General features: G+C 70.9%; 20 protein-coding genes. 5 read left to right on the forward strand and 15 right to left on the reverse strand.

Annotated elements, in window-relative coordinates; all coding sequences use genetic code 11:
* The 8 genes from CXP56_RS01305 to CXP56_RS01340 all read right to left on the reverse strand — a co-directional run.
* Positions 1 to 190, reverse strand: a 190-nt coding sequence (locus CXP56_RS01305) for a hypothetical protein (RefSeq protein WP_286899270.1), incomplete at its 3' end; no start/stop codon positions are given.
* 658 nt (positions 191 to 848) lie between these two features.
* Entirely contained in the window at positions 849 to 1,223 is a 375-nt protein-coding gene (locus CXP56_RS01310; RefSeq protein WP_028846535.1) for a DUF3817 domain-containing protein, read from the reverse strand.
* Between the two features lie 11 nt (positions 1,224 to 1,234).
* Positions 1,235 to 1,618 (reverse strand): hypothetical protein, encoded by a 384-nt coding sequence (locus CXP56_RS01315; protein WP_286899300.1) that lies wholly within the window; start codon positions 1,616 to 1,618, stop codon positions 1,235 to 1,237.
* A 167-nt stretch (positions 1,619 to 1,785) separates the two neighbouring features.
* The gene (locus CXP56_RS01320) at positions 1,786 to 2,676 is read right to left on the reverse strand and encodes a lytic transglycosylase domain-containing protein (protein ID WP_502694555.1); all 891 of its coding nucleotides are present in this window, start codon (positions 2,674 to 2,676) and stop codon (positions 1,786 to 1,788) included.
* Between the two features lie 119 nt (positions 2,677 to 2,795).
* Positions 2,796 to 3,308, reverse strand: coding sequence for a hypothetical protein (locus CXP56_RS01325; RefSeq protein WP_028846532.1), 513 nt, complete (start codon positions 3,306 to 3,308; stop codon positions 2,796 to 2,798).
* Positions 3,309 to 3,734: 426 nt separating this feature from the next.
* The gene (locus CXP56_RS01330) at positions 3,735 to 3,902 is read right to left on the reverse strand and encodes a hypothetical protein (RefSeq protein ID WP_169725210.1); all 168 of its coding nucleotides are present in this window, start codon (positions 3,900 to 3,902) and stop codon (positions 3,735 to 3,737) included.
* 153 nt (positions 3,903 to 4,055) lie between these two features.
* Positions 4,056 to 5,195 carry a CaiB/BaiF CoA transferase family protein gene (locus CXP56_RS01335; protein ID WP_028846531.1) on the reverse strand — a complete coding sequence of 380 codons (1,140 nt, stop codon included), beginning with the start codon at positions 5,193 to 5,195 and terminating at the stop codon, positions 4,056 to 4,058.
* Between the two features lie 48 nt (positions 5,196 to 5,243).
* Positions 5,244 to 6,392: an acyl-CoA dehydrogenase family protein gene (locus tag CXP56_RS01340; RefSeq protein ID WP_028846530.1), complete on the reverse strand. Its 1,149-nt coding sequence runs from the start codon at positions 6,390 to 6,392 to the stop codon at positions 5,244 to 5,246.
* A 130-nt stretch (positions 6,393 to 6,522) separates the two neighbouring features.
* Between CXP56_RS01340 and CXP56_RS01345 the strand changes: the two genes are divergently transcribed.
* Both CXP56_RS01345 and CXP56_RS01350 read left to right on the forward strand, forming a co-directional pair.
* Entirely contained in the window at positions 6,523 to 7,191 is a 669-nt protein-coding gene (locus CXP56_RS01345) for a TetR/AcrR family transcriptional regulator (protein WP_286899276.1), read from the forward strand.
* 136 nt (positions 7,192 to 7,327) lie between these two features.
* Positions 7,328 to 8,968 carry a succinic semialdehyde dehydrogenase gene (locus tag CXP56_RS01350; protein ID WP_286899277.1) on the forward strand — a complete coding sequence of 547 codons (1,641 nt, stop codon included), beginning with the start codon at positions 7,328 to 7,330 and terminating at the stop codon, positions 8,966 to 8,968.
* A 364-nt stretch (positions 8,969 to 9,332) separates the two neighbouring features.
* On the opposite strand, the gene CXP56_RS01355 is transcribed toward CXP56_RS01350, so the two are convergent.
* The 7 genes from CXP56_RS01355 to mraZ form a co-directional block, all read right to left on the reverse strand.
* Positions 9,333 to 12,353, reverse strand: a complete 3,021-nt coding sequence (locus tag CXP56_RS01355) for a helix-turn-helix transcriptional regulator (RefSeq protein ID WP_028846528.1) — start codon at positions 12,351 to 12,353, stop codon at positions 9,333 to 9,335.
* Positions 12,354 to 12,814: 461 nt separating this feature from the next.
* Positions 12,815 to 13,690 carry an acyl-CoA thioesterase II gene (gene tesB, locus CXP56_RS01360; RefSeq protein WP_028846527.1) on the reverse strand — a complete coding sequence of 292 codons (876 nt, stop codon included), beginning with the start codon at positions 13,688 to 13,690 and terminating at the stop codon, positions 12,815 to 12,817.
* 72 nt (positions 13,691 to 13,762) lie between these two features.
* Entirely contained in the window at positions 13,763 to 15,190 is a 1,428-nt protein-coding gene (gene pyk, locus CXP56_RS01365; protein ID WP_028846526.1) for a pyruvate kinase, read from the reverse strand.
* Positions 15,191 to 15,537: 347 nt separating this feature from the next.
* A complete protein-coding gene (locus CXP56_RS01370; RefSeq protein ID WP_502694556.1) occupies positions 15,538 to 17,463 on the reverse strand; it encodes a peptidoglycan D,D-transpeptidase FtsI family protein in 1,926 nt (641 codons plus the stop codon).
* Positions 17,460 to 18,284, reverse strand: a complete 825-nt coding sequence (gene ftsL / locus CXP56_RS01375; RefSeq protein ID WP_286899279.1) for a cell division protein FtsL — start codon at positions 18,282 to 18,284, stop codon at positions 17,460 to 17,462. The genes CXP56_RS01370 and ftsL overlap by 4 nt, the downstream gene beginning before the upstream one ends.
* Positions 18,281 to 19,231: a 16S rRNA (cytosine(1402)-N(4))-methyltransferase RsmH gene (rsmH, locus tag CXP56_RS01380; protein ID WP_028846524.1), complete on the reverse strand. Its 951-nt coding sequence runs from the start codon at positions 19,229 to 19,231 to the stop codon at positions 18,281 to 18,283. Before rsmH ends, ftsL begins: the two co-directional genes overlap by 4 nt.
* A gap of 186 nt (positions 19,232 to 19,417) precedes the next feature.
* Positions 19,418 to 19,849 (reverse strand): division/cell wall cluster transcriptional repressor MraZ, encoded by a 432-nt coding sequence (mraZ, locus tag CXP56_RS01385; RefSeq protein ID WP_028846523.1) that lies wholly within the window; start codon positions 19,847 to 19,849, stop codon positions 19,418 to 19,420.
* A gap of 589 nt (positions 19,850 to 20,438) precedes the next feature.
* Here mraZ and CXP56_RS01390 point away from each other — a divergent pair.
* From CXP56_RS01390 to CXP56_RS01400, 3 genes are read left to right on the forward strand one after another with little or no spacing between them, the layout of a single operon-like run.
* The gene (locus tag CXP56_RS01390; RefSeq protein WP_038044452.1) at positions 20,439 to 21,365 is read left to right on the forward strand and encodes an AAA family ATPase; all 927 of its coding nucleotides are present in this window, start codon (positions 20,439 to 20,441) and stop codon (positions 21,363 to 21,365) included.
* 9 nt (positions 21,366 to 21,374) lie between these two features.
* Entirely contained in the window at positions 21,375 to 22,643 is a 1,269-nt protein-coding gene (locus tag CXP56_RS01395) for a DUF58 domain-containing protein (RefSeq protein ID WP_286899284.1), read from the forward strand.
* A complete protein-coding gene (locus CXP56_RS01400) occupies positions 22,640 to 25,183 on the forward strand; it encodes a transglutaminase TgpA family protein (protein ID WP_286899286.1) in 2,544 nt (847 codons plus the stop codon). The genes CXP56_RS01395 and CXP56_RS01400 overlap by 4 nt, the downstream gene beginning before the upstream one ends.
* Positions 25,184 to 25,410: the final 227 nt, after the last annotated feature.

Genomic DNA, 25,410 nt, shown 5'->3' on the forward strand with positions numbered 1-25,410 from the left:
CGCCGAGTGCGATCGCCAGCACGATCGGGACCAGCGTCACGGCCGCCAGCTTCACCGGCAGCTTCCAGTCCCGCCACGCCAGCACCGCGCCCACCCGGCGCCGCCACGACCGCTGCCGGTGCGGCTCGTGCCCGATCAGCTCCTCGACCGGCACCTGCCTGGCGACCTCTCGCCGTCCTTCTGCCGTCACGCTATGTGACTCCCTGTCCAACCACGACGTACCCCAGCTGCACCGTCACCGCCGGCGAGCAGCAGCAGGCCGCACTACCCGGCACTCCGCATCGAGCTCGCCGGCGCGCGGCGAGGTCCGGCGTCCTGTCCCGTCCCCAGCCGCGCTGCGCGTGCCCGCGATCGCCGGCCGGGCCCGGGATCCCGCGACCGCCTGCGCCCCCGGAACCCGGCCGAGACGGCCACAGTCGGCCACAGCGAGCCGAACCTCCTGACAACTCTGGCACGCGATAACAACTTTGTGACGAATCAGCGTAGAGCCTACACCTATCGAGTGATCCCGCGCGTGCTCCGAAAAATGACCCCTGACCTGGGATTTTGCGCCCGAGAGCGGGTGTCGGCGTGATCGCAGCGCTTGTTGATCGTTACCTGAATCCGCACGGTGACCGCCACTCGCGACAGCCCGACGACGATCTTCGCCCATTCGGCCTAACCGAGCCGTGATGGGACCGATCTGACGACACGCAAAGTACTTGTGTCCACACTCGGTCCGGAAATGTTTCCCCGATGATGTGGTCTGCCCGCCCGCCCCTCAAGTCAGCCCGACGGCGAGCCGACTATAGGGCGGCGCACCGTAACCAGTTCACCCGAAGAGGGGTCGACCGGTGAGGAAATGTCCGTCAGATCGAGCGACCGGCCATGGTGCGGTGCGTGACCTTGCGCTCGGCGACGAAGGACACGAACGGCACGCACCCGGCGAGCAGCACCAGCAGGACCCCGGTGACCGACCAGCGGGCTTTGATGCCCAGATCGACCGCAAGGACCAGGTAGATCATGTAGAGCGCGCCGTGAATGGGCGACCAGATCTGCGACGGCGTCGGGTTGTCCCAGACGTACCGGACGAGCATCACGGTCACCAGGACGAGCAGGCCGAACCCCGTGACCACGGCGGCCACCCGGAAACGCTTCAGTGCGCTGAGGACTCTCGGCTCGACCGGCTCCTGCGCGGCGGCGTCCGTGGATGTGGCGCTACCAGGCGTCCGAGACGACGTCATGCCGGGCCCTCCTAGCGTGCCTGCTGATCGCGTGCGTGTAGTTCAGCAAGGTACCGGTTGTACGCCGCGAGCTCGTCGTCGGCTTCGCCGGATGCAGGCTGGGTCACCTCGGCGGGACGCTCGCGACGTGCCGCCGGCTCCTCCTCCCGGTCCGCAGGCGACGCCGGTGGGGCCGGTTGCGTCCGCACCTGCGCGCGCTCCTCCTCCACCGCCTCGGCCTGCTCGGCGAGCTCGGCCTGCTGCCGCAGCCTCCGCATCCGCCAGAAGGCGAACGCCGGGAACAGCCCGAACAGCGGCCACTGCAGCACGTACCCGAGGTTCTGCCAGGTGCCGGAGACCGACTCGTACCGCTGCCACTGCCACCAAGCCAGGGCAAGGCACACCGCCAGGCTCATCACGGACACAGCGACCGCGGCCAGCCGTCGCGCCAGCTTGGATTCCACACCTCGACGCTACCGCAGCCGCACCGCACCGCGGTCCTCCACCTGCGGGTTCCGCGGCTCGATCACACCGGACGACCACCGGACCGGGTGCGCAGACCGCAGCCTGCGCACCCGGTCGCTCACTGCTTCACAGCGCGGGCGTAGCCGTCGGCGATGGCGAAGACCTTCTGGGCGTACTCGACGGACCGGTTGTACGACCACAGGCCTTCCCACCAGCCCTTCGCGCTGGCCATGTCCCGCCCGCCCGCGCACAGGTACCTGGCGGCGGCCAGCGCCGCGTCGTCGATCTGCTGCGGGTCGGCGCGACCGTCGCCGTTGCCGTCCGACGCCCAGCGCTGCCACGTGCTGGGGATGAACTGCATCGGGCCGACCGCCCGGTCGACCTCGGTGTCGCCGTCGTACCGGCCGCCGTCGGTGTCCTTGATCGCGCGCACCCCGCCCGAACCGTTCAGCGGCACGCCGATGATGAGCTTGGACGGCCACCCGGCCTCGGTCAGCACCGCGCCGCCGAACTGCCCGTGGTTGGACTCGACACGGCCGATGCCCGCCAGCGTCGCCCACGACAACCGGCATCCCGGTTGCGCTTCGCGGATGGCGATCTCGGCCCGCCCGTAGGCCAGCAGTGCCCGCGGCGGAACACCGATGATCTTGCCGGTGCGTTCGGCCCATGCCCACAAACCGCCGGCGCCGCCGTCGTTCGTCCTGGCCTTGCCGGCGCTCTTCGCGCTCGTCGCGCTCTTGGCGCCCGGACGCGGCTTGTCCTTGACCGAGATGCTCACCGGGGCGACCGTGCCGGGCTCGACGTCGGCGGCTTGCACCGACAGCGCCGGGATCTCCATGGTGGTCGGGCCGGGCTCGGGCTCGGACACCCGCGTCAGCCCCCAGACCCCGCCGCCGAGTGCCGCCAGCACGGCCAGCGCGACCCCCGACCGCAGCGCTATCCCGCGGACGTGGCGCTTGCCGCCATCGCGGTCACTGGGCGTGGCGTCATCTGGCGACTCACGTACCAAAGATCGTCTCCGGAATCCCTCGGCTGCACAGGTACAACGCGTGAGAACGTGTCGGCGTTACTGCCGGTATACCAGGCAGCGGATGAAGATCCGGTCAGATCGACGAAAATTACGCGTCGCTACGACGCGACGTCCTTGCGTGCGCAGGACGTGGAGTCCTTCCGCACGCGGGAGAGCCTGGCGACGCACCAGGCGGCCGCGCTCCCCCTGCGCAGGTGCTCGAGCACCGTGTACGGCCCGAGGTGCACGCTCAGGTCGGCGGGGGTCAGGCCGGCCGCCCGATACTCCAGGGCACGCTGGTCCAGCGGGCTGATCCCCGCGTCCCACCACTCCTCGGCCTCCGCCAGGCCGCCGACCATCTGCCACCAGCGTGCGGCCGCGGCCAACAGTTCGTCCGGCACCCCGGGCAGGCGCTTGCGCATCGCCTGCATGTAGTCGTAGTCGGCGGACTCGACGATCGCCCACTCCGCCGTGCCAGTGCTGGTGCGCTGGCCTGGGATTCCTGGCTCGTGGCTGGAGGCCTCGGCGAGCCACTCGGACTTGATGCGCGCTATCTCGGCGTCTTCCTCGGACTCGTCGCGCTCCTGTGACCACTGTCTGATCAATGCCTCGACGCCAGGATCGTGGGTCATATCCCTCTCCTCATGGATATGGCGGCTCGTCGTGCGAGCTCGCACCCTCACTGGTCCCTTTTCCGGTGCTCGCCGCGTGGAATGTGTCCACTGACCGTACAGAGCCAACCGGCTACGTACTGTGAGCACGGTAGGGGCAGACCACCGAATTCCGCCAGAGACAAATCGGAATGATCATCGTGACCTGGGCCGATGCGGTGACATTCCACCCGGACGGCGCAATGGGTGCCCGGAATGTGGGACAACGCACATGCGCATGCACGTGCAGATGCCCGTGAGCAGGCCCTTTGGCCCTCCGAAATTGCCCAGGGCGACGAGCCACCCGGGCCGAACTCGGTCACAAAACGCGCATGACAACGACCGGGACGTGACCTCGCCCCGGTCCACGGCTTGGCACAAATGAGTGGTTACCGCCGGCTCACCGCGTCAGTTGAAAAGTTCTTTGAAGAACGTGATGATGGCCTCCGCACCGTCCTGGAGCCATCCCAAGAATTCCTTGACGGCATCGGCGGACTGGTGGGGCTGCGAGATCAGGAAGAACAACACGAGCGCAACCACGCCGACGATGAGGACCTTTTTGGCCTTGGGCGACATAGCTCCATCCGATCGTGTCTTGCGGCAGGCATCCGCCCTGCCTGTGACCGCCGTCCGTATCCGGCTATGAGCTTACGGTAATCAGGCACCCCTGACGACCCCATGACGCGCGCGTCACCGTGTGGGTGGCCCCGCGCGGGGCCTGAACGAAGATTACGCGATCGCTCCCGCGGCCCGCAGACGCTCGATGTCGGCCTGGCTCATGCCCAGCTCTGCCAGCACGTCCTCGGTGTCCGCACCGGCCTCGTGCGGCGGGGACGGGTCCGCCGTCGGCGTCCGGTCGAATCGCGGGGCGGGCGCAGGGAGGATCGTCTCCCCCACCGGGACGAACGTGCGCCGCGCGGCGTTGTGCGGGTGGGTCGGCGCCTCCTCGGGCGTCAGCACCGGAGTCAGGCAAGCGTCCGTCTCTTCGGCCATGGCGGACAGCTCGTCCCTGGTGTACTTGCCGATCTCCTCGGCCAGGATCTTGCGCAGTTCGGGCCAATTACGCTTGTCGAACCGCGGCGGCAGCTCACGGTCGGTGAGCTTCAGGACGCGGAGCAGGTCTTGCCAGAAGCGTTCCTCGAGCGCCCCGACGGCCACGTACTTGCCGTCCGCCGTCTCGTAAGTGTCGTAGAACGGCGCGCCGCCGTCGAGCAGGTTCTCGCCGCGCTTGTCCGACAACACGCCCGTGGCACGCAGGCCGAAGAGGCTGGTGGCCAGCAACGCCGAGCCGTCCACCATCGCCGCGTCGACCACCTGACCCTTGCCCGACTTCTCCCGCTCGACCAGCGCCGCGAGGATGCCCACGGCAAGCAGCATGCCCCCGCCGCCGAAGTCGGCGACCAGGTTCAGCGGCGGCACCGGCCGCTCACCCGCCCGGCCGATCGGTTCCAGCGCCCCGGCCAGCCCGAGGTAGTTGATGTCGTGACCGGCCCGCTGGGCCAGCGGCCCGTCCTGCCCCCACCCGGTGATCCGGCCGTAGATCAGCCGTGGGTTGCGGGCGAGGCAGTCGGCGGGGCCGAGGCCCATGCGCTCGGTCACCCCGGGGCGGAAGCCCTCCACGAGCACGTCGGACCGTTCGACCAGGGACAGCACCACCTCCACCCCCTCCGGGGTCTTGGTGTTGATCCCGATGGAGCGGCGGCTGCGGCGCAGCGGGTCGTTGTCGAAGCTGAGCACATCCGCGCCCGGCGTCGCCCGGTCGACCCGGATGACGTCGGCCCCCAGATCCGCCAACACCGTACAAGCGAACGGCCCCGGAGCCAGCCCGGCCAGCTCCACCACGCGCACCCCGGCCAGGGGTCCGGCCATCGTCACTGCCCTCCTCGTCGGTTCCGTGTCGTCGCACGCCGCCCGTGCTCACAAGGCGCGGGAGATGATGTCCTTCATGATCTCGTTGGTGCCGCCGAAGATCCGGGACACGCGCATGTCGGCCCACGCGCGCGAGATCGGGTACTCGGTCATGTAGCCGTAGCCGCCGAACAGCTGCAGGCACTCGTCGAGCACCCGGTTCACCCGGTCGGTGGTCCAGTACTTCACCATGGCGGCGGACTGCACGTCCAGCTCGCCCGCCAGGTGCCGCTCGATGCACTGGTCCAGGAACGCCCTGGCCACAGCGGCCTCCGTGGCGCACTCGGCCAGCGTGAACTTGGTGTTCTGGAACGCGAAGATCGGCCTGCCGAACGCCTCGCGCTCCTTGGTGTACTCCAGCGTCATGTTCACCGCGGCCTCCATGGCGGCCACCGCGGTCACCGCGATGATCAGCCGCTCCTGCGGCAGCTGCTGCATGAGCTGGATGAAGCCCTGGCCCTCGGCCTCGCCGAGCAGGTTCTCCGCAGGAACCCGCACGTCGTCGAAGAACAGCTCGGCGGTGTCCTGTCCCTTGAGGCCGATCTTGTCCAGCACCCGGTTGCGCCGGAATCCCGGCCGGTCGGTTTCCACCACGATCAGCGACACGCCCCTGGCCCCGGCGGACGGGTCGGTCTTGACCGCGACCACCACCAGGTCGGCGTGGTAGCCGTTGGTGATGAACGTCTTGGCGCCGTTGATGACGTACTCGTCGCCGTCCCGCACCGCCCTGGTCTTGATGTTCTGCAGGTCGGACCCGGTGCCGGGCTCGGTCATCGCGATCGCACCGACCCACTCCCCGCTGGCCAGCTTCGGCAGCCACTCCTTCTTCTTCGACTCCGAGGCGTAGGCGAGCAGGTAGTGCGCCACGATCCCGCTGTGTACGCTGACTCCCCACGCGCTGTCGCCGGCGCGCGCCTGCTCCTCGTACAGCACTGCTTCGTGCGCGAAGGTTCCCCCGCCCCCGCCGTACTCCTCGGGAACGGACACGCACAGCAGGCCGACCTCGCCCGCCTTGGTCCACAAGTCGCGGTCGACGTGCTTCTGCTCGGCCCACCGTTGCTGGTGCGGGACGAGCTCGCGCTGGCAGAAGTCGCGGGCGAGCTCGCGGAAGTCCTGCAGGTCGGCACTCCACTTGCTGGGCGGCAGCTGCAACGGCATCGGTGCTCCTTCGGACTCGGCCCCCGTCAGCCCCGCCGGTCCGCCCGGCGAGCTGGAAAACATTCCAATCAGAATGTAAGTTCTGTTCGGAATGTAGCGGGTGGCGCCGAGCCGAAGCAAGGAGGCACGGGTGAGGACACTCAACCACCACACCGCCGGACGCAGCGTGCCGCGCGGCCATCGCACCCAGGCGGAACGCAGCGAGCAGACCCGCACCGCGCTGCTGGACGCCACCGTGGAGTGCCTGGTCGAGCTCGGCTATTCCCGTACCTCGGTGCAGGAGATCTGCGCACGGGCGGGCGTGTCCAAGGGCGCACAACAGCACCACTTCAGCACCAAGGCCGAACTGATGGCCTCCGCGGTGGAACACCTGACCCACCGCATCGCCACCGAACTGGTCGTCTCCACCGACGCGCTGCGCCGCGACGATCCGGTGGACGCGGCCGTCGAGGTCATCCGCCGCGGGTTCTCCGGCCGGCTGGCCGCGGCGTTCATCGAGCTGTGGGTCGCCTCCCGCACCGACAAGGAGCTGGCGGAGGCCATGCTGCCGGTCGACCGGGCCCTGGGCCGGGCCACCCTGGAGACGTTCCGCGAGCTGATCGGCCGTGACGACTCGCCGTTGGTGGACAACCTGTACTGGATGACGGTCAACCTGATCCGCGGTCTGGCATTGGACGAGTCGCTCGGCGGGGATCCGGCCCGCCGCGAACGTCTGGTCGGCCAATGGAAGCAGATGGTGCGGGCAGCGCTGGCGGACTCCCCCGGGGCAGACCGCGACGGTGACCCGGCTCGGCCGTGATGCTGACCCCGCCGCGCGTACGGCTCACCCGTCGCCGGTGCGGGAAATCTCCTGCTCACCGGCCGGACGGTTGGCCACGGTGTCGTGCGTGAGTAGTGTCGAGGCGAGAGCTACTGCCCAGTAACCGGAGGGCCCGATGACGAGTACGGCGAAGGGCGTCGCCGACGGTGCGGCGACGAGCCCCGCAGGGGCGGAGCAGGATCCGGCACGGCCGATCGGCGGCGTGCCGGGTGCCCCGTCGATCGCCCGGGCGCGCACGCTGGCGGCCAGAGCCACCGGCGGCAACCACCCCGATTCCCCGCCGGTGACCATGACAGCGCCGTTCACCGGTCAGCCGATCGTCTCGTTGCCGCAGGCCACGGACGCCGAGGCCAGGGTCGCGTTCGACGTGGCGCGGAAGGCACAACGGGACTGGGCGGCCACGCCGGTCGCGGAACGGCAACGGTTCCTGGCCCGGCTGATGCGGTTGATCCTGGATCGGCAGGACGAAGCACTCGACCTCATCCAGGTCGAGTCGGGCAAGAGCCGGGTGGATGCCTACGACGAGGTGGCCGGGTCCGCGCTGGCCGCTTCGTACTACGCGCGCACCGCGGCCAAGCACCTGGGCGCGAAACGCCGGGCCGGGGTGTTCCCGCTGCTGACCAGGACGACCGAACGCCGCCATCCCCGCGGGGTCGTCGGGATCATCACGCCGTGGAACTACCCGCTGGTGCTGACCGCCATGGACGTCCTGCCCGCGCTGGCGGCGGGTAACGCGGTCGTGCACAAGCCGGACAACCAGACCGCACTGTCGGCGCTGTGGCTGCACGAGCTCGCCGAACAAGCAGGCCTCCCGGACGGGCTGTGGCAGGTGGTGCTCGGCCGGGGTTCGGTCATCGGCCAGGCGCTGATCGACGAATCGGACTACTTCGCGTTCACCGGCTCCACCGCGACCGGCAAGCAGCTGGCCGGCCAGGTGGCCCGGCGGCTGCGCGGGTTCTCCATGGAGCTCGGCGGCAAGAACCCGATGATCGTGCTGCCGGACGCGAAGGTCGACGCCGCGGCTGCCGGTGCGGTGACCGCGTGCTTCGCCAACGCGGGCCAGATCTGCGTCGGGGTGGAGCGGATCTACGTCCACGAGTCGATCCACGACGACTTCGTCCGAGCCTTCGTGGCCAAGACCGCGGCACTGCGGCTGGGCGCGTCGTTGGACTACGCCGCCGACGTCGGCTCGCTGACCTCGGCCGCCCAGCTGGCCACCACCAGCGACCACGTCGAGGACGCGCGCAGGAAAGGCGCCGAGGTGCTGACCGGTGGCAGGCCGCGGCCGGACATCGGCCCGTTGTTCTACGAGCCGACCATCCTGGCCAACGTCACCCCCGGCATGAAGGTGTTCGCCGAGGAGACGTTCGGGCCGGTCGTCTCGGTCTACTCGTATTCCGACCTGGACGATGCGATCGCGCGCGCGAACGACACCGAGTACGGCCTCAATGCCAGCGTCTGGACCGGCAACCCCCGGCTCGGCCGCGAGGTCGCCGCGCGCATCCAGGCGGGAACGGTGAACGTCAACGAGGGCTTCGCCGCCAGCTTCGGTTCGATCGACGCGCCGATGGGCGGGTTCGGCGACTCCGGCGTCGGCCGACGCAACGGCGCGGAAGGCATCCGGCGGTTCACCGAGGTGCAGACGATCGCCGTCCAGCGCGGGTTGAGGCTCCGGCCGGTTCGTGGCAAGGCTGTGCGATGGTGGGCAGCGTTGCTCAACCGCGGTGTCAAGGTGCTGCACCGGCTGCCTCGATAGCCGGCATGTGCCGCCGTCTGTGCGGAGGCGTGCGCACCGCGGGCTGACCGCCGCGAGCCGGTTCGGCCGCCCAGCCCGCGCGCCGACGACGGCTCCGCGACCAAGGCGGCTGCCGACATACCCGCGCTGCCAACGACACCACCACGGCAGAAGCAGCGGCACACCCGGCACGCCGCCAACGACACCACCCGCCACCGCGGAGAGGGCCAGATCGCTCGGCGCGTCACCGCCAGCATCGTCGACCGACCGAGACGCGGCACGCCCCGCACGTCGCCGGCACACCGTCGCAGCCGAGGCGGCTGGCACCCCGAACGTCGTTCACGGCCGAAACCAGCCCCCCGGCCCTCGGCCGGGCGGGCCCGGCCTACTGGGGCGCGCCGTGCCGCGGCCGCTGGAGCAGGCCACGCTCGTAAGCCAGCCTGACCGCCTCCGTCCGGCGACGGGCGCCCAGCTTGGCCATCGCACGGGACAGGTGCACGCTGACCGTCTTCTCGCTGATGAACAGCGCCTCGCCGATCTGCTTGTTGGTGCGTCCGAGAGCGACCTGCTCGAGCACGGCACGCTCGCGCGCGGTCAGCGGATCCTCGGGCACGCGAGCCGGCGCCTGCGCGACCGCCTCGCCGTCCAGCGACACGCGCGCCCGCCGGGCAAGTCCCTCGATCGCCTCCAGCAGCGGCCGCGCCTTCAACGTGCGGGCCGTCTCGTGCGCCTGGCGCAGCTCCTTCTCCGCCTGCCGGGCATCGCCGCCGGTCAGCAGCGCCTCCGCCAGCCGCCAGCGGCAGCTGGCCTGCTGATACACCGCGCCGTAGCCGAACGCCTCGACCGCCTTGGCCCACAGCTTCGGGTCCGTCCTGCCGAGCAGCCTGCTGCGCTCGGCCTCCGCGCGGGCCAGCCACGCCACCGCTTCCGGGCCGAGCGTGTTGCCGCGCGGGACCCCGTTCTGTGCCGCCTCGGCCACCCGCTTGAACATCTCCTCGCCCTCGGCGACCGCCGCTGCGACCGTGTCGGCGTCGGAGATCAGGCGAGCCGCCTCGGCACGATCCGCCGCCGCGGCCAGGCCGAGCGCGCCGATCCTGATCCCGGCGAGCACCAGCAGCGGCAGCTGCCTGATCCACTCGAAGGCTTCCCGCACGCGCTCCAGCGCCTTCTCCGGCTCGCCCTTCCACATGGCCAGCGCTGCGCCGGCGGCCGCGGCCGCCACCGCCAGCTGGCCGTCCACCTGCCACTGGGCCCGCAGGTCCTCCACCTGCCGCTCCGCCTCGGCGAAATCGCCCTTGGCCACCGCGACCAGCGCCGTGGTGGCCCGCATTCGTGCCGCGCCGATCGACGGCGGACCGGAGAACCGGGCCACCTCGGCGGCCACTTCGTCCCACCGGCCGAGCGTGTACATCACCTGCAGGCGGTGCGCATGCAGTTCGAGCCCGGAATCGCTCCAGGTCAGGCCGGTTTCGGTGGCGCGGGCCGCCCCCGCGGTGTACTCGGCCAGCGCCTCGTCCAGCTCGCCCTTGTCGTAGTAGCTGAGCGCCAGGTAGAACCGTGCGCGCAGCTCCACCCCGAGCGCCCCGGCCCGCTCGGCGATGCGCAGCGCTTCCCGCAGGCGCTCGCGCGAACCCGCGGTGTCGCCTTTGCCTTCGATCAACACGGCCAAGGCGACCAGCGCATCCGCTTCGGCGGCCACCGCACCGACGGCCTTCGCATCGGCGATCGCGTTGCGCGCGCTGGCCAACGCCAGCTCCTTGTCGCCCAGCGAGCGCTGGATCGCCGACCGCGTCACCTGCACCCATGCCTTGGTTTCGCTCGGCTCGTCGTCGGCCACCAGCCGCCACGCCTTCTCGATGACGTCCGGGGCCTCCCAGACGGTGCCGTCGTTGCTGTACAGCGCCTGCGCCAGGCGCCGGTAGATGCGCGCCCGCCGCCGGTGGTCGGACACCTCGATGCGCCCGGACTCCAGCGCCCGCACCATCGACCGCGCGTAGGAGATCGCCCGCTCCACCTCACCGGACCGGCCGGCCAACACCGCCGCCATGTCCAGCAGCCGCAGCTCGTCGACGCCGTCCGGCCGCTTGTCCGGCGGAACCGAGTCCCACAGCCGCAGGGCCAGCTCGACACTGCGCAACGCCGACGCCGGCGCGCCACGGGCCTCGGCCTCGTCGGCGGCCGCCACGGACGCGGACAGCGCCGTCGGCAGGTCGTTGCTTTCCAGGCTGTGGTACGCCAGCAGCCGGTACTTCGCCGGATTCCCCTGCTGCACCTTCTGCACCAACCGCTGCGCATACGCGGCATGCGTCCGGATGCGCTCGCCCGGGAGCAGGTCCTCGTACACCGCTTCGCGCAGCAGGGCATGCCGGAATGCGTAGTGGTTGTCGTCGTCGACCACGAGGATGTTGTGCTGCACCGCTTCCCGCAGGGCCGCGTCGAGCTCGTCGTCGCTCAGACCGGTCACCTCGGCCAACGCCTGGTGACGCGCGCCGCGCTCGGCGACGGACAGGATTCGCACCACCTGCTGGGCCCGCTGCGACAACCGCTCGACACGGGACAGGAGCACATCGGCCAGCGCTGCCGGAACCCCCTCGCATTCCAGGCACGACGCGGTCAGCTCCTCCATGAAGAACGGGTTGCCTTCGGCCCGCTCCACGATGCCCGCCGCCACCTCGTCGGTCAGCGGCTGCTCGGCCAGCTGGTGCACGAACTGCAGGGCGTCCGCGTCCTCCAACGGGGCCAGATCGACGCGCTGCACCGCGGGCAGCCGGGCGAACTCGGCGGTCAGCCGCCGCAGCGGATGCCTGCGGTGCACGTCGTCGGCGCGATAGCTGGCCACGATCAGCAGCCGCTGCTCGCGCAGCCGGGGCAGCAAGAACGACAGCAGGTCCCTGGTCGAGCTGTCCGCCCAGTGCAAGTCCTCGATCACCAGCACCACGGGGCGTTCCCTGGACAGCTCACCCAGCGCGCCGAGCACGGCCTCGAACAGTTGCAACTGGCCGAGGTCTTGCGCGGAGAACAGGCCACGCCGCATCTCGTGCTCGACCGCACCCTTGCCGCCGTCGTCCTGCTGGGGCAGCAACCGGCGCAGCGCCGGATACGCCTGCACCACCGCGCGCACCGCCGGATCGTCGGACCTCGCCAACGGCAGAAGGGCGTCTGCGAACGGCAGGTACGGCAGGCTGTCCTCGGCGATGTCGATACACCCGCCGGACAGCACCAGCGCACCGCGCTGCTCGGCGTGCTCCCGCAGTTCACCGATCAACCGGGTCTTGCCGACCCCGGCGTCCCCGGCCAGCAGCACGCAGCCCGCCGCACCACTGTCGGCGCGATCGAGCGCAGCACGCAGCAACGCAAGCTCTGCACGGCGGCCGACGAGCGGCACGCCTGGTCCCAATCGCGGCATCGTCCTCCTCGTCACCGCCGGTCTCGTCCACATTGTCCCCGATGCCACCGACAATCCACGGCCCTTTTTCCTGCCGCCACCGTCACCGCCCGCTCGAGGCGGCACCTGGGCTGTGCCGCCCTCCCGGCGGCGATCCCCGCACCACGGCCCCTGCCGAAGTGGTCACGAATCGCCGGAGAGTGTCGAAGCACGGGGATGCACCCACCATCCGTGTACACTCTCCGCAGTCACTCTGGACACAGAGTGGTACCGTGCGTGCTGCTCGGTTTCGTCACGACGGCGTCCCTCCCCAGCTCCCCCACCGTCGTGGCCCAGGTGGCGGCGAAGTCCGGGGCCGCCCCCGACCGGCCTCGGACTTCGCTCCCGCCCGTGGCCGCTGGCGGACCCCGTCCCGGCTGCCATGCATCCGGACGCACGGCAACCGTCCTTGCCCGGGTGTTTCCGCGCCCGAAGAGGCGCCCTCAGCGCAGCACGCGCACCAGGCCTTCCTGCACCACCGTGGCGATCAGCCGGCCGTCGTGGGAGAAGAACCGGCCGGTGGCCAGCCCACGCGCACCGGACGCGGTGGGCGACTCGGTGTCGTAGAGGAACCACTCGTCGGCACGGAACGGCCGGTGGAACCACAGCGCGTGGTCCAGGCTGGCGCCCAGCACGCGGTCCATCCCCCAGTACACCCCGTGCTTGGCAAGCACCGAGTCCAGCAGCGTCATGTCCGAGGCGTAGGTCAGCACGCAGACATGCAGCAGCTGATCGTCCGGCAGCGTGCCGTCGGCGCGCATCCACACCTGGTTGCGGTGGGGGTGCGCGCCGCTGGACCGGGTCACCCACGGCGGGTCGTGCACGTAGCGCAGGTCCAACGGCCTGCGGCGGGCGAACCAACCCAGCTCGTCGGAGTAGTCGGCCAGCCGCTCGGGCAGCGTCGGCAGCGATTCCGGGTCGGGCACGTCCGGCATCGGCGTGGTGTGCTCCACGCCGTCCTCGACGATCTGGAACGACGCGGACAGCGCGAAGATCGCTTTGCCGTGCTGCACGGCGACGACCCGGCGAGTGGTGAACGAGCGGCCGTCCCGGATGCGATCCACCTGGTAGATGATCGGGGCCTTGCTGTCGCCTGCCCGGATGAAGTACGCGTGCAGCGAATGCACGAACCGATCCGCGGGCACGGTCCGCCCGGCGGCGACCAGCGCCTGTCCCGCGACCTGCCCGCCGAACACGCGGAGATTCTGCGGCTGCGGCGGGGAGAACCCGCGGAAGATGTTGTCGTCGATGCGCTCCAGGTCGAGCAGGGTGACGAGCTCGTCCAGGACCGATCGCCCGTCCGGTGCTTGCGCGGTCATGCCGAACCTTAACCCGTGACACGGGCCGCCGACGGCGGGCGGCGCGCCGGCGCCCCGGTCACTGTCGTCCCGTCAGGAGAGATCGTCTTCCTCGCCCAGCCGGTGCACCCGGATGAGGTTGGTCGACCCGACCGTGCCCGGAGGCGAGCCCGCGACCACCACGACCAGGTCGCCGCGCTGGTAGCGGTCCATCTGCAGCATCGCGGTGTCCACCTGGCGGACCATGGCGTCGGTCGAGTTCACCGCGGGCACCAGATGGGCCGTGGTGCCCCAGGTGAGCGCCAGCTGACGCCGCACGCTGTCCACCGGGGTGAACGCCAGCAGCGGCAACCGGGTGTGCAGCCTGGCAAGGCGCCGCACCGTGTCACCGGACTGAGTGAAGGCCACCAGCGCCTTGGCGTTGAGCCGCTCGCCGATGTCGCGGGCCGCGTAGGAAATGACCCCCCGCTTGGTGCGCGGCACGTGGCTCAGCGGCGGCACGGCCGTCGACTGCGACTCGACCGCGGTGATGATGCGGCTCATCGTCTGCACCGCCTCGACCGGGTACCGGCCCACCGACGTCTCCCCGGACAACATCACCGCGTCCGCCCCGTCCAGCACCGCGTTGGCGACGTCGGAGGCCTCGGCGCGGGTCGGCCGGGAGTTGTTGATCATCGAGTCGAGCATCTGGGTCGCCACGATGACCGGCTTGGCGTTCTCCCTGGCGATCTGGATGGCCCGCTTCTGCACCAGCGGCACTTCCTCCAGCGGCAGCTCCACGCCCAGGTCGCCGCGGGCGACCATGATGCCGTCGAAGGCCAGCACGATCGCCTCGAGGTTGGCCACCGCCTCCGGCTTCTCCAGCTTGGCGATCACCGGGATGCGGTCCAGCCCGGTGCGGTCCATCACCTGGTGCACCAGGTCGATGTCGGCGGGCGAGCGCACGAACGACAGCGCGATGAAGTCGACGCCCAGCCGCATCGCGAACTCGAGGTCCTCGACGTCCTTCTCGGACAACGCGGGCACCGACACGTCCATGTTCGGCAGCGAGACGCCCTTGTTGTTGCTGACCTCGCCGCCTTCGATCACCTCGCAGACCACGTCCGGCCCGTCGACCTCGCGCACCACGAGCGAGACCTTGCCGTCGTCGACCAGCAGCCGGTCGCCCGGCTTGGCGTCGTCGGCGAGCCCCTTGTAGGTGGTGGACACCCTGTCGTGGGTGCCGGGAACGTCCTCGACGGTGATGCGGACCACGTCGTGCTTACGCCACTGCACCGGCCCTGCGGCGAACGTGCCGAGACGGATCTTCGGCCCCTGCAGGTCGGCCAGGATGCCCACGGGACGGCCGATCTCGTCCGCGGCCGCCCGGATCATGTCGTAAGTCTGCTTGTGGTCGCTGTGCGTTCCGTGACTGAAGTTCAGCCTCGCCACGTTCATGCCCGCGGCGAGCAGGTCACGCACCTTCTCCGGGCTCGCGGTGGCCGGTCCCATGGTGCACACGATCTTCGCGCGTCGACTCACAGGGAGTCAGCCTAGCCTGCCCGGGTCCTGCACTGAACCGATACCGATGAACCCTGCCTGGAAGTAACGCACTCGATACCCGTTTGCCCGGATCGATTCATCACCCGGACACCAGCGGGCACCGGCAGCAACGGGACCTGCTCGACCACGTCCCACGGTCGTCACCCGGACACCAGCGGGCACAGGTGCAGCCCTGCTTCGTTGCCGTGGCGGGCGCTGACCGTTCCGGCAGGCCGGACGATCGATCCACGCGTGGCCACCCGGCCTAGCCCTGGGCAGCGGCCGGGCGGTCCGCCGGTGCTCCGCCCGGCGGCCGGCGCCCGGCGACAGCTGACGCCGCGCCGCGGTCAGTCCACCACCAACGGCACGACCGGCGCTTCCCGCTCGCTGAGCGGAATCTGGTACCGCTGCGTCAGGTACGACGCGATGTCGTGGAACAGCGGTGCCGCCGAAGCCCCCTGCGGCAACGTGGTGTCCGGCGCGTCCAGCATGATGCCCACGACGAAGCGCGGCTCGTCGGCCGGGACGATGCCGGCGAACGTGATGTTGTACTTCGTCTGCGAATAGGCGCCGGTGGCCGGGTCGACCTGCTGGCCCGTCCCGGTCTTGCCGGAGATCTGGTAACCGGCCAGCGCCGCCTGGGGCGCGGTCCCCGTGTTCTGCCCCTCACCCTTCTGCGTCGTCGCCCGCAGCATGCGCAGCACGGTGTCCGCCGTCCGCTTGCTCACCACGCGGACCTTGTCCGGCGGCGGCTCGGGAACGCGGGTGCCGTCCGGCCTGATCGTGGCCCGCACGATCCGTGGCTCGACCCGCACCCCGCCGTTGGCGATGGCCTGGTACATCCCGGCCATCTGCACCACGGTCACCGACAGCCCCTGGCCGATCGGCAGGTTGCCGAACGTGGAGCCGGACCATTGGCTGCGCGGTGGAACCCTGCCCGGGCTCTCCCCCGGCAGCCCGATTCCGGTGCGCTTGCCGAGGCCGAACCGCCTGGCGATCTCCAGCCAGCGTTCCTCCCCCACCTGCCGCGCCAGCATCAGCGTGCCCACGTTGGACGACTTCGCGAAGATGCCGGTGGTGGTGAACCCCTGCGTCGGGTGCGGCCACGCGTCGCGCACCACGCGGTCGGCGACCTGGATCTGCCCGGGCACCTGGTGCACGGACTTCGGGGTGGTGATGCCGTACTCGATGGCGGCCGCCGCGGTGACCACCTTGTTGACCGAGCCCGGCTCGAACGGCGTGGTCACCGCCCGGTTGTTCAGTTCCTCCTCGGTCGCGGCGCTGAGGTTGTCCGGGTCGAAGGTCTTGTCGTTGGCCAGCGCGTAGACCTCGCCGGTCTTGGCGTCCATGATCACCGCGGAGCCGCCCTTGGCCCTGCTCTGCTCGACGTAGTCCCGCAGGCGCCGCTGCAGGTCGTACTGCAGGTCGCTGTCCAGCGTCAGCTCCAGGTCCGACCCGGGGACGGCAGGCTGGATGTCGCGCTCGGTGCCCGGGATGACGACGTTGTCACCCTCTCCGGTGTCCACCAGCCTGCGCCCCGGCTTCCCCGCCAGGTCGTTGTCCCGCGCGCTCTCCAGCCCGATCAGCCCGTGCAGGTTGTGCTTGGACACGTCGGGGTCGTCCATGCGCCAGTTGGCGTAGCCGACGACGTTCGACGCCAGCTCGCCACCCGGGTACTCGCGCAAGGCACGTTCCTCGGCGGCGATCTCCGGGTAGCGCGACGTGATCTGCTCCGCCACCGACGGCTCGACGTTGTCCACCAGGAACGTGAACGGCGCGTCCTTGTGGAACCGCTTGAGCAGCTCCTGCTTGGTGGTCTTGCCGGGCAGCATGGCCGCCATGTACTCGGCGATCTCGTCCACCCGGTCGGCGTAGGTCTGCTCGTTCTTCGTCCTGCCGGCGACTTCGGCCCAGGTCTTGCGCATCTGCCGCAGGTTGACCTGGAGCGTGTAGGTCTTGACGCTGAACGCCAGCTCGGTGCCGTTGCGGTCCAGGATCGCGCCGCGCTGCGCCGGGATCTCGATCACCGTGGCACGCTGCCGCTCGGCCCGCGCGGACAACGCCTCGGCCTGGAACGCCTGCACGTAGATCAGCTTCACCGAGGCGACGAACAAGACCAGCACCAGCACCACGCACGCGCTGCCGTACCGGTTGCCGGGCAGCGCCCGCAGCATGTTGCCCGCGCGCGTGCGCAAGCTTGCCTTGGTGCGCTTCTTCCGCCGGGACGCACTGCCCCTCCGGCTCGATGCCTGCCGACCGTCGACCACGCTCAGCCTCCTGCCGATCGGGTGGAGGTGCGGCGGTCGCCGTCTTCCGCGGTGCGCTGGTCGCTCTCCGACCGTTGCGTGCGGCTGCGATCACCGCCCCCGCGCCTGCCGGAATCGTCGTCGCTCCGGCTGCTCGTGCGCTGCGTCCGCGTGTCGTCGCCCTGATCGGACCGCGCGTTCTGCCGGCTGTCGCCACGCCGCTCGTCCCGCGTCCCGCCCGACGACCGCTCGCGCTCGTCCGCGCGGTCACCGCCACTGCTGGACTGGGTGCGCGCGGGCGGCTTCTGCGGCTGGGCCGGCGTCGGCTCGCCGATCAGCTTCTTCCGCCCCATCGGCGTGACCAGGATGCGTGCCGGGTCGCCGGAGGGGACCATGCCGAGCTCGCGGGCCTTGCGATCCAGCGCCGCCACCGTCTGCTCACGGGACACCTCGCGCTGCAGCCGCTCCGCCTTCTCCGACAGCGCCGCCGTCTCCGCCCGCACCCGGTCCAGCCGGTAGGAATCGGCGATGGCCTGCGTGGTCAGCCACAGCGTCAGCCCGACACCCGCCGCCAGCAGCGACATCATCAGCAGCACGAACGAGGCGCGCGACTTCGGCAGCCGCAGCCGCACCGGGCTGAGCAGGCCGGCGGGGGCTTGCGCCTGCCCACCGGCGTGCTCGATCGAGGCCGTGCGCTGCGCGCGCCGGGCGTAGGCCTTCTCGGCGGCCGTCGTGCGGCCGCTCCGGTTGCGCCGAGCAGGTAGCTCTCGCGTGCGGGACGCGCTCCGGCGCGTGGTCCGCGCGGACTTCGTGCTCCGGCGCTTCGTTCCGGTCGTCACCATCGTCATGCCGCGTTCCCCCCGTTCGCAATCCGCTCGGCGGCGCGCAACTTCACGGACTTCGCCCGCGGATTGCGCCGCGCCTCCTGCTCCGATGCCTGTTCCGCTCCCCTGGTGAGCAGCCGCAGTTCGGGGCCGTGCCCGGCCAGTTCCACCGGCAGCCCCTGCGGCGTGCGCGACCTGGCCCGCTCGGCCAGCGCCCGTTTCACCATCCGGTCCTCCAGCGAGTGGTACGACTCCACGACGATCCGACCGCCCACCGCCAGCGCGTCCAGCGCCGCGGGCAGCGCCGCGCGGAGCGCGTCCAGCTCACCGTTGACCTCGATGCGCAAGGCCTGGAAGGTCCGCTTCGCGGGATGACCGCCGGTGCGCCTGGCCGCTGCCGGGACGGCGTCGTAGATCACCTCGACCAGACGTGCGCTGGTGCGGAACGGTTCACGTTCCCGTTCAGCAACCACCGCTCGGGCGATCCGATGCGCGAACCGTTCCTCTCCGTAGTCACGCAGCACCCGGGTCAGTTCACCGACCGAGTAGGTGTTGACCACTTCCGCGGCCGTGACCGGCGAACCGGGGTCCATGCGCATGTCCAGCGGCACGTCGGCGGAATAGGCGAAGCCGCGCTCGGGCACGTCCAGCTGCATCGAGGACACCCCGAGGTCGAACAGCACCCCGTCGACCCTCGGTACTCCCAGATCGGCGAGCACGTCGGGAAGCCGGTCGTAGACGGCATGCACCAGGTGCACCCGGCCGCCGTGCGGGGCCAGCCGTTCGCGCGAGCGGGCCAGCGCCTCGGGGTCGCGGTCCAGCCCGATCAACCGCAGCGCCGGGTGCCTGCGCAGCAACGCGTCGGCGTGCCCGCCGAGGCCGACCGTGGCGTCGACCAGCACCGCCTCCCGGTCGTCGAGTGCGGGAGCGAACAGCTCCAGGACCCGGTCCAGCATCACCGGTTCGTGCATCCCGCGCCCCCTGTGTCCCCCGTGCGACTGTCCCCCGTGCGCCGGGATGCGGTCAGGTCTCCGCCCGCTGCCCGCGACCTGATGCCGGGGAAGGTGCACCAGGGCACGTGCGGACAGAGGCCTGACCACATCCCGTTCCTGCCTTTCGCTCACCGTGTGCCGCTCGGGTGGGCCGGCACAGCACGGCTAGAAGACCCCCGGCAAGACCTCCTCCTGTGCCTTCGCGTAGCTGTCCTCGTGTTCCTCCAGGTAGTCGTGCCACGCCTGGGCGTCCCAGATCTCCAGCCGGGTGATCGCCCCGATCACCACACACTCCTTGGTCAGCCCGGCGTACCGGCGCAGTTCCGGGGCGATGGCGATGCGCCCCTGGGCGTCCGGGCGCTGCTCGTCGGTCCCGGCGAACAAGTACCGCTGGTAGGCCCGTACCGCCTCGTTGGTGAACGGCGCTTCGGCCACCTTGCGCGCCAGCTTCTCGAATTCCGCGCGAGGGAAGACGTAGAGGCAGTGGTCTTGCCCCTTCGTCACCATCAGCCCTCCAGCCAGCGCGTCCCGGTACTTCTTGGGCAGGGTCAACCGCCCCTTGTCGTCGAGCTTCGGTGTGTGGGTGCCCAGAAACATGGCTCCCACCTCCCGAGGAGGGCCCGCTGCCTCCCTACGGACCCGACCACGGAGCTCCCTTTCGCCCCACTTGCCACCACCGTACCCCACTTCTCCCCACAGTCAACGCGGTTTGACCGGATTCGTTGCCGGGTGTCGCGCCGTTTGCGCAGGTCAACAGGGAGATCGCGGTGGTGGGGCGTGGTGGGGGAACTTCGCCGCGCCCCTCCGCCCTCCCCCCGGCGGGTCACGTGCTTCGCCTCCCGGACGCGGCACCTGTGGCGGCTGCCGGGGCCGATACCGGCACGGAGTGGGGAGAAGTGGGGAACGGCGGGTTCGGCGCGCGCCGGTGCACAGAACTTTCACACCGTTGCTGAGAACATGTGATTCGGCTTCGGCCGCAGCCACCGTGTGGTGCTCGCGCACGCGCTATCGTGGAAAAACCTGCTATCCGGGAGGCCGAGTGACGTCCAGGATCCACCACACGTCGGCGGTCGGTGGACACGATCTGTCCTATCCGACGACGGACACGGATTTTTCCGCGAACGGCGCGCGTGGCGCGCATTCCGACCACCCGGGCTCGGCGGCACTGTCCGAACTGCACGCCACCATGTCGGCGATCGCGGCGAACATCGAGCGGGTGCTGGTGGGCAAGCCGGAGGTCGTCCGGGTGGCGCTGGTGACGCTGCTGGCCGAGGGACACTTGCTGGTCGAGGACGTTCCCGGCGTCGGCAAGACGTCGCTGGCCAAGGCACTCGCCCGCAGCATCGACTGCTCGGTCAGCCGGATCCAGTTCACCCCGGACCTGCTGCCCAGCGACATCACCGGGGTGTCCATCTACAACCGGCAGAACGGCGGTTTCGAGTTCCGGCCGGGGCCGGTGTTCGCCAACATCGTGGTCGGCGACGAAATCAACCGCGCGTCGCCGAAAACGCAGTCGGCGCTGCTGGAGTGCATGGAGGAGCGCCAGGTCACCGTGGACCGCACCACCTACCAGCTGGAGCGGCCGTTCATGGTGATCGCCACCCAGAACCCGATCGAGATGGAGGGCACCTACGCGCTGCCGGAGGCGCAGCGCGACCGGTTCACCGCCCGGGTCTCCATCGGCTACCCCGACCCGGCGGCCGAGCTGGCCATGGTCGACGAGCACGCCGGCCACGATCCGCTGGCCGAGCTGCAACCGGTGTCCGATGCCGAGACGGTCCGGCGGATGATCGAGCTGGTGCGCTCCGTGCACCTGTCCCGTGAACTGCGCAAGTACGCGGTCGACCTGGTGACCGCGACCAGGTCGTCGAACGAGGTACGGCTCGGCGCCTCGCCCCGCGCCACGCTGCAGCTGATCCGCACGGCGCGTGCCCAGGCGGCACTGTCCGGCCGCGAATACGTGATTCCGGACGACGTGCACGCGGTGGCCATCCCGGTCCTGACGCACCGGCTGGTGCTGACCACGGAGGCGCATGCCGCGCGCCGGTCCGCTGCGGACATCGTGCGCATGGTGTTGCAGCGAGTCCCGGTGCCGCGTGCCCTGCAGCACTAGGAGGGCGTCGTGCTGTCCGGCCTGACGACCCGCGGCAGATGCTTGCTGGCCGCCGGGATCGCGGCCGCACTCTGCGCCTGGGTGCTCAACGAACGCGACCTGCTGCGGGTCGCCGTGTTCGTCATCGCCCTGCCCTTGCTGGTGGTCGTCTTCCTCTCGGCCTCGCGGGTGCGTATCGGCGCGACGCGGACGTTGACCCCGCACCGGGTGCCTGCCGGCGACGAGGTCGACGTGCGGCTCGACCTGTGGCGGACCGGTGTGCTGCCGGCCGGCGAAGTGCTGCTGGAGGACCGGGTGGCCTACTCGCTCGGTACCCGGCCACGGTTCATCGTGGAGCGGCTGCCGCAGCACCACCGCGTCCCGCTGCACTACACCATGCGGCCGGCGCTTCGTGGTTTCCATCAGATCGGCCCGCTGCGCGCCAAGGTGACCGACCCGTTCGGCATCTGCGAGTTCGAGCGCGAGCTGGTCAAGCCGTCCCGGCTGATGGTGGTACCGCGCACCGAGCCGCTCACCGGGATGCTGTCCGGGTCCGGGGTCGGCGCCGGCGACGAGGGTGCCGCGCGCCGGGGTACCGGGCCGGGCGAACCGGACGCGGTGGTGCGGCAGTACCGGCAGGGTGACGACCTGCGCATGGTGCACTGGCCCTCCACGGCGCGCCGGGACGAGCTGATGGTGCGGCTGGAGCAGCAGCCGGGGCACGGCGGGACCACGGTGTTGCTCGACCGCCGCGCCGCGGCGCACCACGGCACCGGACCGGGCGCGAGCATCGAGTGGGCGATCTCGTTCGCCGCCAGCGTGTGCCTTCACCTGCGCCGTGCGGGCCATCGAGTGCGGCTGGTCACCGAGCACGGACAGCTGCTGGCGGACATCCCTGCCGACAGTGGCGCCGCCTACGACGACCTGGCCCTGGACGCGCTGGCGATGGTGCAACCGGGACACCAGCGGGACATCACCCTGGGTGGGGACCCGGCGGCCGGGCAGGAACTGGTCGCGGTGCTCGGCAGCGTCAGCAACCAGGCCATCAACGAGCTCAGCCGGTTCCGCCCGCGCGGCATCCGCAGCATGGCGGTCCTGCTGGACACCGCGGCGTGGTCGGCTGGGGTGTCCGCCTCCGCCGAACGAGCCGGGGCGGCGCGCGAGTCGGCGCGGCTGCTGGAGGCCGCCGGCTGGGGCGTGGTCGTCGCCGACCCGGCGGCCTCCTGGCAGCAGGTGTGGTCCCGGTTGTGCCGGGCCAGCATGCGTCGGCCGACGGAAGCGGGGTACGGATCGCGATGACCACCTACGCTCCCCCGCCGGCCAGGCCGTCCGGCCCGCCGCCCCCACGCGACACCCGCCCGCCGTCGCGCGAGCCGACGCACAGCCTGCCCGGGCACGCGGCGTGGACCGGCTCGATCGTCGCCCCGGTGGCCGCCGGGGCGGCCACGTTGTGCGCGGCCACCGCGCTGACCGGGGTGATCCGTGGCGCGGAGTGGTTCGGCCACGCGATGGTGGCGGTGGTGCTGGTCGGCTGCACCGGCTTGGCCATGCGCTCGATCCGCGCGCCGGCGCTCGCGGTGTCCTTCGCCCAGCTGGTGGCGCTGCTGTTGCTGATCACCGGGCTGTACACCAGCCACGGCATCCTGGGCATCATCCCCGGCCGCAGCGCCTTCGCCGACCTCAACCGGGTGCTCACCGACGCCGGCGAGCTGATCAGGGAAAGCGCGCCGCCGGTGCACGGGACGGTCGGCATCCTGTGTCTGGTCACCATCGGCATCGGGCTGGTGGCCGTGGTGGTGGAGGCGCTCGCGGTGTCGCTGGCCGCTCCCGCGGCCGCGGGCCTGGTGCTGCTGTGCCTGTACGCGGTGCCGGCGTCGCTGGCCGACGAGATGCTGCCCTGGTGGTCGTTCGTGCTGGGCGCGGCCGCCTTCGCGGTGCTCATCGCGGTGGAAGGCAACCATCGGCACCGGCAGTGGCGGGGCCGCGGCACCACCCAGCAGCGATCCGCGGCCAGGTCGGCGCTGCCCGCCGCCGTGGTCGCGGCGGCGCTCTCGCTCGGACTGCTCGCCGGCGCCACCCTGACCGGGATCGGCACCGTCGGACAGCTGCCGTTCATGCACGGCGGCGGGTCCAGCTCCTACTCCGGCGGGCTCGGCCTGCGCCCGATGACCGAGCTGCAGGGCCTGCTCACCGACCAGGGCAGCACGGAGATCTTCCGGGTGGAGGGCCTGGGTGACGACGAACGCCTGATGCGCGCGTTCACGCTGGACACCTACGAGCCGAACCTCGGCTGGAAACTGCACGACGGCGAGATGCCGCACGGCGTGCCCGCCAACGCACCACTGCCCAGGGCGCCCGGTGATTCCGCCAAGACACTCCGCACGGTGCACATCAACCCGGTGAACTGGCGCGACGTGTGGCTGCCGATCATCGGGCATCCGCGCCGGATCACCGGAATCGGCGACCAATGGATCTACGACGAGATCAGCGGCGCGGTCTACGCCGAGCGGGCGCAGCGCCCCAAGCCGTACGTGCTGATGACGTCGCTGCATCAACCGACGGCCGAGGAGCTGCGGACCGCGCAGCTGGCAGCGGACGAGGTCGCACCGATCTACACCGAGCTGCCCGAGCTGGACCCGCGGGTGCGGGATCTGACCAGGCGGCTGGTGGCGGGCAAGTACCGGCCGTTCGACAAGGCCAAGGCGATCTGGAGCTACTTCATCGAGTCCGGTGAGTTCACCTACGACGTGCAGACCGACGACGCCACCGGATCCGATGCGCTGACGCATTTCCTGCTGGTCGGCAAGCGGGGCTTCTGCGCCCAGTTCGCCTCCGCGATGGCGGTGATGGTGCGCAGCGAAGGCATCCCGGCACGGGTGGCGGTCGGCTTCACCCCCGGCACCAAGCAGGGGTCCTACCGCTCGATCACCACGCGGGACGCGCACGCCTGGGTCGAGGTGTACCTGGGCAAGGAGTTCGGCTGGGTGGTGTTCGACCCGACCCCGCTGGCGGGCGGCCGGGGCATCACGCCGGAGTACCTGCAGCAGCAGACGTCGTCCAGCAGCTCGAACGTCGATCCGACCACCGAGCCGTCGCCGGAGCCGAGCGCCGCGCCGACGTCCGCCCCGCTGCCGGAGGACGAACAGCCCGACCAGCCGGACACCGTGCAGGACCAGCAGGTCGGCCTGGCCACGGCTCCGGGCTGGGCCCGCTGGTCGACCGTGGTCGTGGTGCTGCTGGCCGCGGCGGCGACCGGGCTGGGAGTGATGGTGGCGCGGCGGACGAGCCAGCTGCGCAAGGAGATCACCCGGCGGGAGCTGGACGAGGCGGACCAGCGGTTGTCCGCAGTGGGCCGCTGGCTGCCGCTGGCCGCGGCCGGGGGCTGGCTGGTGTCGCTGGGCTTGCTCGGCTGGATCGTGTCGTGGTGGCTGGCGCTGCTGCTGATGCTGGTGGCCGGGGTGGCGAGCGCACCGCTGGTGTGGCGGACGGTGAGCCGCAACCGCAGGCTGCACGAGCTCACGGTGAACCGTGCGCAGGCGCCGCATGCCGCCTGGCGCGAACTGCTGGACGAGTGCGCCGACCGGGGATACCCGGTCGGCCGTGCCGAGACGGTGCGGGAGACGGCTCGGAAGCTGGCGGACCGGTTCAACCTCGACACCGAGGGGCGGGCTCACCTCCGCGTGGTGGTCAGCACGCTGGAGCGCTCGTGGTACGGCCCGCAACCGGAGGTGGATGCCGAGTTCGTGGCGGCATTCGAAGGCTTGCGGGAAGCGATTCACCGGAATGCGCCGTTGGCGCTGAAGGACCGGATCATGCCCGGCTCGGTGGTCAAACGCTGACCTGCTCGCGATGCTCGACGACGGCGAGCCGCGGCAGGTCGTCCACCGTCGACGGCCGCCGGAAGGCGCACCACGACGCCGACTTCGAGCCGAAGGGGCCGAACCGAACGGGTGGGGCTGCGCCGGTCGCGTGCGCTCGGGAAAGCGGACAGCGAGAGCGGTTCCGCACCGGCCGGGGCACGTCGTCACCCGCCTGCCCACGGGGCGAACGTGGTATCGACCGCAGT

Origin of the sequence: Thermocrispum sp. (assembly GCF_002919275.1) — a bacterium.
GTDB lineage: Bacteria > Actinomycetota > Actinomycetes > Mycobacteriales > Pseudonocardiaceae > Thermocrispum > Thermocrispum agreste.